The sequence below is a fragment of the Kitasatospora sp. NPDC127067 genome, from assembly GCF_042724755.1.
GTDB classification, from domain to species: domain Bacteria; phylum Actinomycetota; class Actinomycetes; order Streptomycetales; family Streptomycetaceae; genus Kitasatospora; species Kitasatospora lactacystinica.
This window is the reverse complement of the sequence record NZ_JBHXEM010000020.1, coordinates 1-14,175: the sequence shown is the minus strand read 5'-3', so window position 1 is coordinate 14,175 and position 14,175 is coordinate 1. Positions and strand designations below refer to the sequence as shown.

Sequence of the window (14,175 nt, the reverse complement as noted above, 5' to 3'; positions counted from 1 at the left end):
AACCGCCGCGACGCGTACCGGCGTTACTGAACCGCCGGGCCGGGCGGGGGCGGTTCAGCGGAACAGGGCGGCGTGGTCCGTCGCCCAGGCGTGGAAGCTGCGGGCGGGGTGGCCGGTGACGTCCCGGACCGTGGTGGTGGCCGGTTCGGGGGCGGAGAGGCGGGCGTGCACGAGGTCCAGGGCGCCGTCGACGGCGGCGGGGGCCCGGCCGGTGGCGGACAGCCGGCGGCGGGCGGTCTCGCGGGGGACCTCCTGCCAGGCGGCCGGGCGGCCCGCGGCCGCGCCGATGATCTCCACCTGCTCCGCCTGGGTGGGTGACTCCGGGCCGGTGAGGACGTACCGGGCCCCGTCGTGGCCGTCCTCGACCAGGGTGCGGACGGCGACCGCCGCGATGTCCCGCTCGTCCACCGGGTTCAGCCCGGCCGCGCCGCCGTAGCCCCGCACCACGCCCCCGGCCCTGATCTCCTCCGCCCACTGCAGCGCGGCGGCGAAGCCGTGCGCCCGCAGCACCGTGTGCCGCACCCCGCTGCCGGTGAGCAGCGCCTCGACCCCGCCCGCCGGCCGGCCGGGTCCGGCCGGCGACAGGAGCACCACCCGCCCGACCTCCCGGGCCAGCACGCCCACCGCCTCCGTGGCCCCGTCCGCCGTCGGGAACGGCCACCCCAGCAGGACGGCCCCGGCGCCCCGCACCGCCGCCTCCAGCGACACCGGGGCGAGCAGGTCCCGCGGGGGCAGCGTCCGCACCCGTACTCCGGAGGCCGCGAGCTGCAGCCCGACGTGCCGTCCGACCGCCCCGGAGACGCCGATCACCAGGGCCCGGGACGTGCCGTCAACTCGCTCATCTGTCATGCATCGAACGTAAGCGAGAAGGATGAGACGCCCAATGCGTGCGGGTCTAGGGTCCATGCGTCAGCGTCTACCCGGCGCGTTCACCCGGCGCGTCCACCCGGGGGCGCGCCGACCCGGTGCGCCGGGCCGGGCTCAGTTGTGCAGGAAGCCCTCCAGCGACACCGCCAGGGCCACCGGGGCCTCGTACATCGGGTAGTGCCCGCTGCCGCCGAGCTCCTCCAGCTCGGCGTTGGGGTAGTGGGAGAGGAAGGTGCCGCGCATCACCTCGGCGGTGAGGGCGAGGTCGTGCTCGCCGACGATCACCTTGACCGGCACCGGGTTGCCGTCGATCCGGCGCTGGAGGTCGGCCGTCGCCCAGTCGCGGACGTAGCCGCCGAAGGCCTCCGGGGTGGACAGCCGCAGGGACTGGTCGACCATGCGGTCGAGCCAGACCCGGCCGGCCCGCTGTCCGGTGACCAGGTCCAGGATGGCGAAGCGCTTCTCCCGGTCCTCGGCGGCGCCGTAGAACAGCGCCTCGCCCGCTTCGTCCAGGGGGTACGCCCCGGCCGGCACCGGGGCCAGGCCGACCAGCTTGCGCACCCGCAGCGGCGCCTCGGCGAGCACCTGCTGGGCCGCCTTGCCGCCCATCGAGTGGCCCACCAGCGAGAAGCGGTCCCAGCCGAGCTGGTCGGCCAGGGCGAGCGCGTCGGAGGCGATCTCGGCGAGGGTGTACGCGCCGGGGACGTCCTTGCGCTGCCCGTAGCCGCGGTAGTCGAGGAAGGCGTAGCTGAAGGCGTCGCCGTCGAGGTAGTCGAGGAACGGGCCCCAGCCCTCGCTGGTGCCGAACCAGTCGTGCAGGACCAGGACGTGGTGGTCGCCGGTGCCGGTCGAGCGGTGAGGGATCGTCATGCCAACGGTCGTTCCCCGCGAACCGCCCGCCCGAACGGACGGTGCGCGGGGGCGGGCGGCCGCTGCTCGCCGAGAGGTCCTGGTGCCGGGCGGCGCCCCGCACCGTGGGTCTCACCCGGTCGAGTGAACTCAGGCGTCGCGCCGGGCGAAGGCCGGGGCGTGCTCGGGGAGCGGGCCGAAGGCGATCAGGCGGGACAGCAGCAGCGGGAAGCCGGGAACGTACCGGGCGAGCCGCACCAGCCGGGTGGGCGGGCCGGCCTGCCGGCCGGTGAGGACCGGCTCGAACATCACGTGGTGCAGGACCTGCTGCACCGCCTGCATGATCACGGTCGGCCGCCACCGGCGGTGCTGGACCCGGGCCAGGGCCGCCACGGTCGGGCGTCCGCGCCGCAGCGGTCCGGCGAGCAGGGTGGCGGCCGCGACGGCGTCCTGGATCGCGAGGTTGATGCCCACCCCACCGGCCGGGGACATCGCGTGGGCGGCGTCGCCGATCAGCAGCAGCCCGTCCCGGTGCCAGCGGTTCAGCCGGTTGAGCCTGACGTCGAGCAGGTGGACGTCGTCGAGGCCGGCCAGCCGGTCGACCCGGTCGGCGTACTGGGGCAGCAGTTCGGCGATCCGGGCGCGGAACCGTTCGATGCCCTCGGCGCGCAGCTGCGGGTCGGCGCCCTTGGCGCGGAAGTAGGCGATCTGGAAGTAGTCGGCCCGGGCGAAGCTCAACGCCAGGTCGCCGTGGCCGAAGCCGGGGACGAGGCTGGGCGGCAGGGCCTGCTCGTGGGTGTGCCGGGGCAGCCGGAACCACCAGGTGTCGAAGGGCACCGGGAACTCCTCGGGCACCAGGCCGGCCGCCCGGCGCAGGGTGGAGTGCCGGCCGTCGGCGGCGACGGTGAGGTCGGCGTGGAGCTCGCCCTCCTCGCCGTCCCGGGTGCGGTACCGGACGCCGGTCACCCGGCCGGCGCCGTCCCGGAGCAGGCCGGTCGCCTCGGTGTTCATCCGCAGGGTGAAGGCGGGTTCCCGCCCGGCCTCCTCGACCAGGAAGTTCAGCAGGTCCCACTGCGGGATCATGGCGATGTAGTTGTACGGGGGCCGCAGCCGCTCGTAGGCGCTCAGTGCGACGGGGCCGGCGTCGGGCGTCCGGACGATCAGGTTGCCGAGGCGGCTCTGCGGCAGGGCGGCGAACTTCCGGCCGAGGCCGAGTTCGTCCATCAGTCGCACGGTGGAGGCGTGGACGGTGTCGCCGCGGAAGTCGCGCAGGAAGTCCCGGTGCTTCTCCAGCACGGTCACCTCGACGCCGGCGCGTGCCAGCAGCAGACCCAGCATCATTCCGGCCGGCCCGCCCCCGGAGATCACGACGCTCATGGCTCTCCCCTTTCAGTGCTCGATCGATCACTGTCCGTGTGGAACCTGCCTTTACAGAGTCTCTGGAACCGTTCCAGATGTCAAGTAGTACGATGCTCCACATGAAGGAGCTGGTGACGGCCGCCCTCACGGCGGCGAAGGAGCGGGGCCAGGACGTCGCGGACGTCCCGCTGACGGCGATCGCCACGACGGCCGGGATCTCCCGCAGCACGCTGCTGCGCCGGCTCGGCGGCTCCCGGGCCGCACTGGACGAGGCGGTCCGGGAGGCGGGGGTCGACCCGGGCGGACGGCCGCCGGTGCGCGAGCGCGCGATCGAGGCGGCGGCGCTGCTGGTGGCCGAGCGGGGCCTGGCCGGGGTCACCCTGGACGCGGTGGCGGACCGGGCGGACTGCTCACTGCCCAGCCTGCACACCGTCTTCGAGGGGCGGGACGGCCTGCTCGCCGCCGTCTTCGAGCGGCACTCCGCGCTGCCCGGCCTGGAGGCCCTCGCCGCCGACCCGCCGGAGCGCCTGGAGGACACCGTCCGGGCGCTGCACGCCACCTTCGTCGCGGCCTTCGCGCACGAGCCGCGGATCGTCCCGGCGGTCTTCGCCGACCTGCTCGGCCGGCCGGACGGCCCCGCCGCCCGGGTGGTGGCCGCCAACCTGCCGCGGACGCTCGACAGCCTCGACCGGCTGCTGCGGCCGCACGTGCGGGCCGGCCGGCTGAGACCGCTGCCCACCCCGGTGCTGATCCAGCTGCTGCTCGGCCCGCTGCTCAACCACGTCCTGATGCGGCCGGTGCTGGAGCCCGCCCTGGGGGCCGGGCTGCCCTCGATGGACGAGATCGTCGACATCTTCGTCGACGCCTACCTGCGGGCGGTCGCCGTCCCCGCGGCAGCATCCGGGAGCGACGGCGACGCCGCCCGAGGGGGGCCGTGATCGGCGGGCCGCGGCGCCCGGTCCGCGGCCACCCGGCCCAACCCGCCTAGGAGATCCGCCGGATCCGCCGCACCGCGAGGAACACCAGCAGCGCGGTCAGGGCGAGGAACAGCCCCGACTCGATCCCCTGGAAGGTCCAGTACCGGTCGGCGGGCTGGTACTCCATCGCGTTGGTGTACGGCCCGGCGCCGAAGCCGTGCTCGGCCATGTTCCTGGCGCAGTCGGCGGCCCCCGGGTCCGTGGCCGGCGGGCAGCCGATCTGCCCGTCGTGCAGCACGGTCTCGCCGGCGCCGTTGCGCACCACCTGGTCGAAGACCCAGTCCCCGGCGTAGCGGTTGGGGAGCAGTCCGCTCTCCGCCGCGTACGTGGCCGTCTTCGCCGGGAGGAGGTACGGGCGGACCGCCGTCTCGACCAGGACGCGCACCGCGGCGAACGCGGCGAGCGAGATCCCCATCGCGGGCAGCACCTTGCGGGCCGCCGTGCCGGTGTACACACCGAGCGCCACCGCGAACAGGGTGTACGCGATCGGGGCGACGCCCTGGACGTCGAAGCTCAGGTAGCCCAGCCGGCCCTGGCCGGTGGCCGCGAAGGGGCCGAACCACCAGGCCACGCCCAGCGCGTACGCGACCGCGAGCAGCACCGCGGCGCCGCCCACCAGGCCGAACTTGGCGAGCACCCAGTGCCGCCGGCTGATCCCCTGGGTCCACACCAGGCGGTGGGTGCCGTTCTCCACCTCGCGGGCGACCAGCGGCGCGCCGAAGAACAGTCCGACCAGCACCGGCAGCAGGACGAACAGGACGGCGACGTAGAGGAGTCCGCCGTACTGGTTCTGGAAGCGCTGGTTGAGGCCCTCGCAGCCGCCGGCCCCGGTCAGCAGGCTCTCGTGGCCGAGCTTGGCGAGGCAGGAGCCGAGGCCGCTGCGGTCGAGGGCGCCGCGCATCGCGAGGCCGGTGGGCACCATCACGGCGGCCAGCGCGGCCAGCGCGGCGAGCGTCCAGAACAGTTGCTTGCGGTGCTGGCGCCAGATCAGCCAGGTCATGCCGCCACCTCCGGGGAGAACCGGGTGTCGCCCGCGCCCAGGTAGGCGAGGACGAGGTCCTCCAGGGTCACCGGGTGGACGGTCCAGACGTTCTCGTCCACCGGCCCGTCGGTGCGCACCAGCAGGGTGGACTGGCGCTCGGTGTGGCTGGCCTGGATGACGGCGGCCACTCCCGGTACGGACTCCGTGTCGGTCCGGGGGCCGGTGATCCGGCAGTGCTCGGCGAGCAAGTCGTCCACCGCACCCGTCAGTTGGACCTGTGCGGTGTTCAGGACGACCAGGTGGTCGCAGACCCGTTCCAGGTCGGCGAGCAGGTGCGAGGAGAGCAGCACGGTGGTGCCGCTCTCGGCGACGGCGCCCATCAGTTCCTGCATGAACGCGTGCCGGGCCAGGGGGTCGAGGGCGGCGACCGGCTCGTCCAGCAGCAGCAGTCGGGGCTGCTTGGCGAGCGCCAGTGCCAGGGCCACCTGGGCGCGTTGGCCGCCGGACAGCCGGCCGACCGGCTTGTCGAGGGGGATGCCGAGGCGGGTCAGCCGGTCGCGGGCGGGGGCGGCCTCCCAGCGTCGGTTGAGCTTGCCGCCCATGGTGATCAGCTCGTCCCCGGTGAAGTCCGGGTAGAGCGGGGTGTCCTGGGCGACGAATCCGATCCCGGCCAGCGCCGCGACGCCCTGCCGGGGGTCGCGGCCGAACACCCGGACCTCGCCGGCGTCCGGTTCGAGCAGTCCGACGGCCAGGTGCAGCAGGGTGGACTTGCCCGCCCCGTTCGGGCCGACCAGTGCGGCGATCCGTCCGGCCGGGAGCTGCAGCGAGCAGCCCTCCAGTGCCCAGGCCTTGCCGTACCGCTTGCCCAATTCGCGTGCTTCCAGCGCGACTTCCGTCATGTCTTCCCCCTGTTGAGTGTTGCCCGCATCGTGGTGTCGATCAGCGCGGCGATGTCCTCGTGGGCGAGTCCGGCGGTCTCGGCCTTGCGCAGCCAGGCCACCAGGTCCTCGCGCAACTCGGCCTGGTTGGCCAGCGCGGGGCCGGCCAGCGTGCCGACCAGGAAGGTCCCCACGCCGGGCCGGCCCTCGGCGAGCCCCTCCAACTCCAGTTCCCGGTAGGCCTTGAGGACGGTGTTGGGGTTGATCGCCAGGGTGCGCGCCACCTCGCGGACCTTCGGCAGTTGGTCGCCGGGCCGGGCCAGTCCGACCCGCAGGGCCTGCTTCACCTGGAGCACGAGTTGCATGTAGGTGGCGACCCGCGAGCGGCTGTCGAGGACGAACTCGATCACTAGTTGTTCTCCTGTCTTATGACAGTAAGACAGGATGGGCGAGCGAAGGTCAAGTCGTCAATCGGAGAAAGGTGTTGACGAACAGTAGGTTGTACGCGAAAGGCCGTGATCAGCCCAGGAGCAGCCGGTCGCCGACCCGCAGGCGACCCGGGGCGGCGACCTCGGCGAGCGCGTCCAGCCGCCCGTCGTGGGCGTGCACGACGGCCTTGAGGATCTCGGGTGCGTGCGGAAGTCCGGGCTGCGAGGCACCCGTCATCGCGCAGCGCTCGCTGGAGGCGACGAAGGAGAGCCGGGCACTGCCGGGGGCCTCGCCGGACGCCTGGCGGCCGAGCCAGGCGTCCTCGACGAACGGCGGGGTGCCGGGCGGGGTGCGCAGTACGATGTTGGGGCGGAACCGGCGCTCGTCGATCACGGCGAAGGGGACGGCCTCGCGGACCCAGTCCAGGGTGGCGGTGCTGAGCACGCTGACCGGCAGCCGGTCGAAGTGCGACACGGCGTCCTCGCGGGCGAGTTCGACGTCCTCGCGCTGGAGGTAGGCGCGCAGGAAGGCGTTCGGCCGGTCGACCGGGCGGCCGAGCGGATCGAACAGTTCGGGGCCGTCGATCCGGTGGCCGAGTCGGGCGGAGAGGCGGAGCAGGCCGTCCATCCGGCGGAAGCGGCGGGTGTTCTTGCCCGAGCCGAGCTTCCCGGCCGTGTCGCGGACGGCGTAGAGGCGGTCGCCGGCCAGGCCGCGTCCGTCCACCTCGACGGAGTCGAGCCGCTCGCCGCCGGTGGACTTCACGGGGTAGCGCCAGAGTCGCTCGATCACTCCGATGATCTCAGCCATGGCCGGAAAGCGTACTGGCGTTGACGGGGGATGGTCTAGACCAAGTCCCGGGAGTCCACTCGCCGGTTCAGCCCAGCCGGGCCACCGCCCGCACGGGTGCGCCGTCCGCCGCGACCAGCCGCAGCGGGAACAGCGAGACCTCCACCGGCAGGCCGGCCTCCTGGGCCGCCAGCAGCGGCCGCAGGTCGGTCAGGTTCTCGGCGATCACCCCGCCGCCGGACGCCCCCAGCAGCACCCGGTGGGCGGCCAGCGTCGGTTCCTCGGCGGTGCCGTGGTCGTGCTCGTCGGTGAGGTCGGCGAGCAGGGCGGCCACCGTGGGATCGCCCGGGCCCGGGTCGGGGGTCGGGTCGACGCTGAGCGCGTCCACCCCGACCGTCCGCACCCCGGCGGCGACGATCGCCTCGGCGGCGGCGGGGGTCAGGCTGGGGTGGGCGAGGTAGGCGTCGGTGCCCCAGTGCCGGGCCCAGCCGGTGGCCAGCAGCAGGACGGTCCCCTCGGCGGCCCGCTCCAGCGCGGGCGCCAGCAACTCGGGGGTGACGGCCGTCCGGGGCTCCAGTCCGCGCAGGTCGGCGACCACGGCCGGGCCGGTGAACCGCTCCAGCGGCAGCCCGTCCAGGGTCGGCCAGGTGACGTCCACGTGGTACGGCGCGTCCACGTGCGTCCCGGACTGCGAGCCGAGGTGCAGGGCCAGCACGTTCACCCCGGCGGTGGCGGTGGTGAGCGCGGGCTCCAGCAGGACGGCCGGGTCGCCGGGGTAGACGGGCATCGCGGTGGTCACCTGATGGGTGAGGTCGACGAGGGTCGCTGCCATGCGGCCCATCCTTCCAGGGGTCGGGGCTCCTGGACCCCCTCCCGGCCGGCCCGGGCCGAACACGCAGGTCGAGGCGGGTCAGAATTGCCCCATGGGAACTGCGAAGCGTCAGCCGTGGGTGGTCGGGGTCTCGGGCGCGTCGGGGACGCCGTACGCGGCCTCGGTGATCCGCGCGCTGCTGGCCGCCGGCGAGGCGGTGGACCTGATCGTCAGCCGCGCCGCCCGGCTCACCATCCTGGACGAGACCGGCATCTCCTTCCGGGACGCCCACTGGCGCGCCGACCTGGCCGCCTGGCTCGGGAGCGACCGGGGCCTGTACGACGTCCGCTACTGGCCCGCCGGGGACTTCGCGGCCGGCCCGTCCAGCGGCTCCTACCCGGCCAAGGGCATGCTCGTGGTGCCCGCGACCACCGGCGCGGTGGCCGGGATCGCGCTCGGCCTGAGCAAGGACCTGCTGCAGCGCGTGGCCAGCGTCACCCTCAAGGAGCGCCGCCCGCTCGTCGTCTGCGTGCGCGAGACACCACTCAACGGGGTGACGTTGAAGCACCTGGTGGAGCTCGACGCGCAGGGGGCGGTCGTCCTGCCCGCTTCGCCCGGTTTCTACGCCGGCGGCTCCACCGTGCGCGAGCTCGTGGATTTCGTGGCCGGACGGGTGCTGGACGCCGTCGACGTGCCGCATTCCCTGTACCTGCGCTGGGAAGGGGAGTTGGGCGCGGCCGCCCGCAGGACGGCCGGCGGCGACGGCGCTCCGGCTGAGGGGGAGTAAGGAGACCGGGGGCGGGAGAGTATCTTCTCTGCGATATCCGGGTCGGTCGGCGCAGGGCGCCTTTGAATCCGGATAATGATCTGTGGGTCTGGCGAGGTTCGGAAGGACGCGGACGGTATATGGACACGGTGGACAGACAGCTCATCCAGGCGCTCCGGGAGAACGGCCGCGCGTCCTACGCCGAGTTGGGCCGCCTGGTCGGGCTCTCCGGCCCGAGCGTCACGGACCGGATCAACCGCCTGGAGCAGGCCGGGGTCATCACCGGCTACCGGGCGACGGTCAACCCGGCCTCGCTCGGCTTCGGCGTGACGGCCCTGATCGGCCTTCAGCTCACCGACGCCGCGGACCACGAGGACGTGGCGTTCCGGCTGAAGGACCTCAACGAGGTCGAGGACTGCTGGTTCATCGCCGGTGACGACTCGTACATGCTGAAGGTCCGGGTGGCCGACGTGGCCGGCCTGGAATCGGTGGTCAAGCGGATCTCGGGCACGAAGGGCGTGGCCCGGACCCGCACCACCGTCGTACTCTCCACGAAGTGGGAAAACCGGGTGAGTGAACTTCCTCCTGTAGGAGAGTGACGCATGGCGCTGGTCGGTCTGGAGGAGCTGCGGGCGGCTCGGCAGCGGATCGCGGGGGTCGCCGTGCGCACCCCACTGGTTCCCGCCCCCTGGGCGGCCGAGGGGGAACGGCGGCTCTGGCTGAAGCCCGAGAACCTCCAGCCGACCGGGGCGTTCAAGACCCGCGGCGCCTACAACCGGCTGGCCGCGCTCACCGAGGACGAGCGCGCCCGGGGCGTGGTCGCCCAGTCCAGCGGCAACCACGCGCAGGCGGTGGCGTACGCGGCCCGGACGCTCGGCATCAAGGCCGTGATCGTGATGCCGGACACCTCGCCCGCGGTGAAGGTGGAGGCCACCCGCTCGTTCGGCGCCGAGGTGATCCTGGTCGCGCCGGAGGAGCGGGACACCCTGCCCGCCGAGCTGGCCGGGAAGCACGGCTACGTCTGGGTCCCGCCGTACGACGACCCGTTCATCATCGCGGGCCAGGGCACGGTCGGCCTGGAGATCGCCGAGGACGCCCCGGCCGAGCTGGACACCGTCCTGGTGCCGGTCAGCGGCGGCGGCCTGATCGGCGGGACGGCGGCCGCGCTCAAGCTCACCCGCCCCGGCATCCGGGTGATCGGCGTGGAGCCCGAGCTGGCCGCCGACGCCCGGGCCAGCCTGCGGGCCGGCCGCCGGGTCGAGTGGCCGGTCGCCGACACCTACCGGACCATCGCGGACGGGCTGCGCACCCCGTCGCTCGGCGTGCTGCCGTTCGAGCACGTCACCGCCTACGTGGACGACATCGTCACCGTCACCGAGGACGAGATCCGCGCCACCGTGGCCGTGCTGGCCCGCCGCGGCCGGCTGGTCGCCGAGCCCTCCGGGGCGGTCGCCCCGGCCGCCTACTTCCACCGCGCCGCCGAGACCGGGGGCCAGGCGGTGGCGGCCGTGGTCAGCGGCGGCAACATCGACCCGACACTGCTCGCCGAGCTGCTCTCGGCATAGGCGTACGCTCATTCCGGCAAGGAATCGAATGTCGGAGGAGGCGGGTCACCGCATGGACGCAGGGCTCAAGCGCGAGCTGGAGGCGAAGGTCTACGCGGGTGAGCGGCTGACCCGCGAGGACGGGATCGCGCTCTACGAGAGCGACGACCTGGCCTGGCTGGGCGGGCTGGCCCACCACGTGCGGACGCGGAAGAACGGCGACGTCGTCCACTTCAACGTCAACCGCCACCTCAACATGACCAACGTGTGCAACGCGTCCTGCGCGTACTGCTCGTTCCAGCGCAAGCCGGGCGAGAAGGACGCGTACACGATGCGCATCGAGGAGGCCGTCCGCCTCGCCAAGGCGATGGAGGTCGACTCCCTCACCGAGCTGCACATCGTGAACGGCCTGCACCCGACCCTGCCGTGGCGCTACTACCCGCGCTCGCTGCGGGAGCTGAAGGCGGCGCTGCCGAACGTCTCGCTGAAGGCCTTCACCGCCACCGAGATCCACTGGTTCGAGAAGATCAGCGGCCTGTCCGCCGACGAGATCATGGACGAGCTGATCGACGCCGGCCTGGAGTCGCTGACCGGCGGCGGCGCGGAGATCTTCGACTGGGAGGTCCGCCAGCACATCGTCGACCACGACACCCACTGGGAGGACTGGTCGCGGATCCACCGCCTCGCGCACAGCAAGGGCCTCAAGACGCCGGCCACCATGCTGTACGGCCACATCGAGGAGCCCCGCCACCGGGTGGACCACGTGCTGCGGCTGCGCGAGCTCCAGGACGAGACCGGCGGCTTCCAGGTCTTCATCCCGCTGCGCTACCAGCACGACTTCCACGACTCCAAGGACGGCGTCGTGCGCAACAAGCTGATGGCCCGCACCGAGATGGCCACCGGCGCCGAGGCGCTGAAGACCTTCGCGGTCTCCCGGCTGCTCTTCGACAACGTCCCGCACGTCAAGGTCTTCTGGGTGATGCACGGCGTCGCCACCGCCCAGCTGGCGCTCAGCCACGGCGCGGACGACATGGACGGCTCGGTGGTCGAGTACAAGATCACCCACGACGCGGACAACTTCGGCACCCCGAACAAGCTCGGCCGCGACGACCTGCTCGGGCTGATCCGCGACGCGGGCTTCCGCCCGGTGGAGCGCAACACCCGCTACGAGGTCATCCGCGAGTACGACGGCCCGGACCCGATGCGCCGTGAGTCCCCGCAGGCGATGCGCCTCTGACCCCGTTCCGGTCCTCGAAGTCCTCCGCCGCCCCGGCCGTCCGTCGGCCCGGGCGGCGGTTGTCTTCACGGCCTCCGCACGGGGCCCGGGTTTACCAACGGGTACGGCGTTTGGCAGGATCGACGGCATGTCCGGTTCTGATCGCGCCACCGCGTACCCGCCGCACCAGCCGACGCAGGAGCCGGTCGACCTGATGCCGCAGCAGCAGTACGAGAGCTTCCAGCCGTACCAGCAGCCGGTTCAGCAGGACGCCTACCACGGCCAGTACCAGCCGTACGAGCAGGCCCCTGACGGGTACTACGAGGCGTACCGGCAGCCGTTCCAGCCGTACGAGGCCGAACCCGTCCAGTACCCGGCCGAGCCCGGCTACGAGGCCGAGCCCGTCCAGTACCCGGCCGAGCCCGGCTACGAGGCCGAGTCCGTCTACCGGGCCGAGCCCGTTCACGAGGCCGCGTCCGAGGCCCGCTACGAGCCCGTCCACGAACCCGCGCCCGAGGCCCGCTACGAGGCCGCGTCCGAGGCCCGCTACGAGGCCGCGCCCGTGGTGCTCGCCGCCGCGCCCGTGGCGGGTGGCCGGACGGCCGCGCGGGGACGGCGGCGCAAGGCCAAGCAGAAACGTCACGGCAAGGCCGTGATGGCCGGCACCGCGCTGCTGGTCGCCGCCACCGCCGGCTGGTACGCCGTCGGCCAGGACGGCGCCAAGCCCGGCATCACCGCCGCCGACGGCCCCGGCCCGGAGGGCGTCAGCAAGCCCGACCAGCCGGGCCCGGCCCCCGCGGCCGCCCAGGCCGCCTCCGACCGGCAGGCCGCGGCCCCGGCCGCCGACCGCAGCCAGACCCGTACGGACGGCTCGGTCGCCGCGATACCCGGCCTCGGCGCGAAGTTCACCGCGCAGATACCCGCCGAGACCACCCAGGTCGTGGTCGCCTCCGGCCAGGACAAGAACACCGACAAGAACGCCGTCACCCTCTGGACCCGCACCTCCGAGGGCCGCTGGCTGGCCGGCGAGACCTGGCAGGGCCACAACGGCAAGAACGGCTGGACCACCGACCACAACGAGGGCGACCTGCGCAGCCCGATCGGCGTGTTCAACCTCACCGACGCGGGCGGCCGCAAGGCGGACCCGGGCAGCAAGCTCCCGTACGACAAGGACCCGAGCTTCGTGGTCTCCGGCACGGGCTTCTTCGGGGACCAGCTGGCCGGCTCCTTCGACTACGTGGTCGCGATCAACTACAACCGCGTCGCCGGCAACTCCCCGCTCGACACGCGCCGCCCGATGGGCTCCAAGAAGGGCGGCGGCATCTGGCTCCACGTGGACCACGACGGCCCGACCCACGGCTGCGTGTCGATCCCCGAGGACAAGATGGCCCAGCTGATCCGCACCCTGGACCCGGCGGCCCACCCGGTCATCGTGATGGGCGACACCGCCGCGCTGGCCGCCTGACCTCGGCGTACGCGGAACCCGGGCCCCCCAAGGCCCCTTGTCCACCTCCTACAGATCGAGGGGGCGGATCCTGTCGCCGGTCATACCATGCTGACCAGCGGGTAACCCGGTTCCATGGCAGTATGAGCGGTTCTCGCATTGTGGCACTCGGGCACTACCAGCCCCCCAAGGTCCTCTCCAACGCCGACCTGGCGGGGCTCGTCGACACCGACGACGAGTGGATCCGCACCCGTGTGGGCATCCGCACCCGGCACATCGCCGAGGAGGAGAGCCTGGTCGACCTCGCCACCGAGGCCGCGCAGAAGGCCCTCGCCAACAGCGGCCGGACCGCCGCGGAGATCGACCTCGTCGTGGTCGCCACCTGCACCGCGATCGAGCGCAGCCCCAACACCGCCGCCGCGGTGGCCGCCCGGCTGGGCGTGCGCTCGCCCGCCGCGTACGACATCAACACGGTCTGCTCCGGCTTCTCGTACGCCCTGGCCACCGCCGACCACGCGATCCGGGCCGGCTCGGCCCGCCGCGCCCTGGTGATCGGCGCCGAGCGGATGTCCGACACGCTCGACTGGACCGACCGCTCCACCTGCGTGATCTTCGGCGACGGCGCCGGCGCCGCGGTGATCGAGGCCCAGGAGGAGGGCGGCGAGCCCGGCATCGGGCCGGTGGTCTGGGGCTCCGAGCCGGAGCGGGGCGACGCCGTGGTGATCACCGGCTGGGACCCGGTGATCAGCCAGCAGGGCCAGGCGGTCTTCCGCTGGGCCACCACCCAGCTCGCCCCGCTGGCCCGCCAGGCCTGCGAGCGGGCCGGGATCGACCCGTCCGAGCTGAAGGGCTTCGTCCCGCACCAGGCCAACCTGCGGATCATCGACACGATCGCCCGCAAGCTGGGGCTCGGCGAGGACGCGGTGGTGGCCCGGGACGTGGTCCACTCGGGCAACACCTCGGCCGCCTCCATCCCGCTGGCCTTCTCCAAGCTGGTCGAGCGCGGCGAGCTCTCGCCCGGCGACCCGGTCCTGCTCTTCGGCTTCGGCGGGGGCCTGGCCTACGCCGGCCAGGTCGTGCGCTGCCCCTGACCCCACGGCCGCACGGCCGCCGAACGGCGCCGCACGGCCCCCTGAACGGCTCCGCAAGGGCCCCGGAACGGCAGCACGGCGCCGTCCCGGGGTCGCACCCCGTCCGAACCCCGGACATGCCGGTGGGGGGGGCCCCCGGGCCCGGGGGGCCCCCCCCCGGCTGGGTTGGGGGCGGG

15 protein-coding genes are annotated in these 14,175 nt (G+C 73.5%); 7 read left to right on the top strand and 8 right to left on the bottom strand.

The window, feature by feature from the left end; all coding sequences use genetic code 11:
* Positions 1 to 54: 54 nt before the first annotated feature.
* The 3 genes from ACFWJ4_RS11390 to ACFWJ4_RS11380 form a co-directional block, all read right to left on the bottom strand.
* On the bottom strand, positions 55 to 849 hold the full coding sequence (locus tag ACFWJ4_RS11390; RefSeq protein WP_380542092.1) for a hypothetical protein: 795 nt from the start codon (positions 847 to 849) through the stop codon (positions 55 to 57).
* A 132-nt stretch (positions 850 to 981) separates the two neighbouring features.
* Entirely contained in the window at positions 982 to 1,737 is a 756-nt protein-coding gene (locus ACFWJ4_RS11385) for an alpha/beta fold hydrolase (RefSeq protein ID WP_380542089.1), read from the bottom strand.
* A gap of 129 nt (positions 1,738 to 1,866) precedes the next feature.
* Complete coding sequence (locus ACFWJ4_RS11380; RefSeq protein WP_380542086.1) at positions 1,867 to 3,093, bottom strand: FAD-dependent oxidoreductase; 1,227 nt, start codon at positions 3,091 to 3,093, stop codon at positions 1,867 to 1,869.
* A gap of 101 nt (positions 3,094 to 3,194) precedes the next feature.
* On the opposite strand from ACFWJ4_RS11380, the gene ACFWJ4_RS11375 reads away from it, so the two are divergent.
* Positions 3,195 to 4,013: a TetR/AcrR family transcriptional regulator gene (locus ACFWJ4_RS11375; RefSeq protein ID WP_380542083.1), complete on the top strand. Its 819-nt coding sequence runs from the start codon at positions 3,195 to 3,197 to the stop codon at positions 4,011 to 4,013.
* A 46-nt stretch (positions 4,014 to 4,059) separates the two neighbouring features.
* On the opposite strand, the gene ACFWJ4_RS11370 is transcribed toward ACFWJ4_RS11375, so the two are convergent.
* The 5 genes from ACFWJ4_RS11370 to ACFWJ4_RS11350 form a co-directional block, all read right to left on the bottom strand.
* A complete protein-coding gene (locus ACFWJ4_RS11370; RefSeq protein ID WP_380542080.1) occupies positions 4,060 to 5,052 on the bottom strand; it encodes an ABC transporter permease subunit in 993 nt (330 codons plus the stop codon).
* Positions 5,049 to 5,933, bottom strand: a complete 885-nt coding sequence (locus ACFWJ4_RS11365; RefSeq protein ID WP_380542078.1) for an ABC transporter ATP-binding protein — start codon at positions 5,931 to 5,933, stop codon at positions 5,049 to 5,051. The genes ACFWJ4_RS11370 and ACFWJ4_RS11365 overlap by 4 nt, the downstream gene beginning before the upstream one ends.
* On the bottom strand, positions 5,930 to 6,277 hold the full coding sequence (locus ACFWJ4_RS11360; RefSeq protein ID WP_380351318.1) for a GntR family transcriptional regulator: 348 nt from the start codon (positions 6,275 to 6,277) through the stop codon (positions 5,930 to 5,932). The genes ACFWJ4_RS11365 and ACFWJ4_RS11360 overlap by 4 nt, the downstream gene beginning before the upstream one ends.
* A 154-nt stretch (positions 6,278 to 6,431) precedes the next feature.
* A complete protein-coding gene (locus tag ACFWJ4_RS11355) occupies positions 6,432 to 7,148 on the bottom strand; it encodes an MOSC domain-containing protein (RefSeq protein ID WP_380542075.1) in 717 nt (238 codons plus the stop codon).
* Positions 7,149 to 7,215: 67 nt separating this feature from the next.
* Positions 7,216 to 7,959 carry a cyclase family protein gene (locus ACFWJ4_RS11350; RefSeq protein ID WP_359902864.1) on the bottom strand — a complete coding sequence of 248 codons (744 nt, stop codon included), beginning with the start codon at positions 7,957 to 7,959 and terminating at the stop codon, positions 7,216 to 7,218.
* 91 nt (positions 7,960 to 8,050) lie between these two features.
* Between ACFWJ4_RS11350 and ACFWJ4_RS11345 the strand changes: the two genes are divergently transcribed.
* From ACFWJ4_RS11345 to ACFWJ4_RS11320, 6 genes are all read left to right on the top strand, one after another.
* Positions 8,051 to 8,725 carry a UbiX family flavin prenyltransferase gene (locus tag ACFWJ4_RS11345; protein ID WP_380542072.1) on the top strand — a complete coding sequence of 225 codons (675 nt, stop codon included), beginning with the start codon at positions 8,051 to 8,053 and terminating at the stop codon, positions 8,723 to 8,725.
* 119 nt (positions 8,726 to 8,844) lie between these two features.
* On the top strand, positions 8,845 to 9,303 hold the full coding sequence (locus ACFWJ4_RS11340) for an Lrp/AsnC family transcriptional regulator (protein ID WP_030055719.1): 459 nt from the start codon (positions 8,845 to 8,847) through the stop codon (positions 9,301 to 9,303).
* A gap of 3 nt (positions 9,304 to 9,306) precedes the next feature.
* Positions 9,307 to 10,269, top strand: a complete 963-nt coding sequence (locus ACFWJ4_RS11335; RefSeq protein WP_359902870.1) for a threonine/serine dehydratase — start codon at positions 9,307 to 9,309, stop codon at positions 10,267 to 10,269.
* Between the two features lie 52 nt (positions 10,270 to 10,321).
* Positions 10,322 to 11,485, top strand: a complete 1,164-nt coding sequence (gene mqnE / locus ACFWJ4_RS11330) for an aminofutalosine synthase MqnE (RefSeq protein WP_380542069.1) — start codon at positions 10,322 to 10,324, stop codon at positions 11,483 to 11,485.
* Positions 11,486 to 11,612: 127 nt separating this feature from the next.
* Positions 11,613 to 12,929, top strand: coding sequence for a L,D-transpeptidase family protein (locus ACFWJ4_RS11325; protein WP_380542066.1), 1,317 nt, complete (start codon positions 11,613 to 11,615; stop codon positions 12,927 to 12,929).
* Positions 12,930 to 13,051: 122 nt separating this feature from the next.
* Positions 13,052 to 13,999 carry a beta-ketoacyl-ACP synthase III gene (locus ACFWJ4_RS11320; protein ID WP_380542063.1) on the top strand — a complete coding sequence of 316 codons (948 nt, stop codon included), beginning with the start codon at positions 13,052 to 13,054 and terminating at the stop codon, positions 13,997 to 13,999.
* The last annotated feature ends 176 nt before the right edge of the window (positions 14,000 to 14,175 follow it).

Coding starts and splice junctions, on each gene's coding strand:
- ACFWJ4_RS11335 (WP_359902870.1), top strand. CDS start 9,307: ATGGCGCTGGTCGGTCTGGAGGAGCTGCGGGCGGCTCGGCAGCGGATC.
- ACFWJ4_RS11370 (WP_380542080.1), bottom strand. CDS start 5,052: ATGACCTGGCTGATCTGGCGCCAGCACCGCAAGCAACTGTTCTGGACG.
- ACFWJ4_RS11385 (WP_380542089.1), bottom strand. CDS start 1,737: ATGACGATCCCTCACCGCTCGACCGGCACCGGCGACCACCACGTCCTG.
- ACFWJ4_RS11350 (WP_359902864.1), bottom strand. CDS start 7,959: ATGGCAGCGACCCTCGTCGACCTCACCCATCAGGTGACCACCGCGATG.
- ACFWJ4_RS11320 (WP_380542063.1), top strand. CDS start 13,052: ATGAGCGGTTCTCGCATTGTGGCACTCGGGCACTACCAGCCCCCCAAG.
- ACFWJ4_RS11345 (WP_380542072.1), top strand. CDS start 8,051: ATGGGAACTGCGAAGCGTCAGCCGTGGGTGGTCGGGGTCTCGGGCGCG.
- ACFWJ4_RS11340 (WP_030055719.1), top strand. CDS start 8,845: ATGGACACGGTGGACAGACAGCTCATCCAGGCGCTCCGGGAGAACGGC.
- ACFWJ4_RS11325 (WP_380542066.1), top strand. CDS start 11,613: ATGTCCGGTTCTGATCGCGCCACCGCGTACCCGCCGCACCAGCCGACG.
- ACFWJ4_RS11380 (WP_380542086.1), bottom strand. CDS start 3,093: ATGAGCGTCGTGATCTCCGGGGGCGGGCCGGCCGGAATGATGCTGGGT.
- ACFWJ4_RS11360 (WP_380351318.1), bottom strand. CDS start 6,277: ATGCAACTCGTGCTCCAGGTGAAGCAGGCCCTGCGGGTCGGACTGGCC.
- mqnE (WP_380542069.1), top strand. CDS start 10,322: ATGGACGCAGGGCTCAAGCGCGAGCTGGAGGCGAAGGTCTACGCGGGT.
- ACFWJ4_RS11375 (WP_380542083.1), top strand. CDS start 3,195: ATGAAGGAGCTGGTGACGGCCGCCCTCACGGCGGCGAAGGAGCGGGGC.
- ACFWJ4_RS11365 (WP_380542078.1), bottom strand. CDS start 5,933: ATGACGGAAGTCGCGCTGGAAGCACGCGAATTGGGCAAGCGGTACGGC.
- ACFWJ4_RS11390 (WP_380542092.1), bottom strand. CDS start 849: ATGACAGATGAGCGAGTTGACGGCACGTCCCGGGCCCTGGTGATCGGC.
- ACFWJ4_RS11355 (WP_380542075.1), bottom strand. CDS start 7,148: ATGGCTGAGATCATCGGAGTGATCGAGCGACTCTGGCGCTACCCCGTG.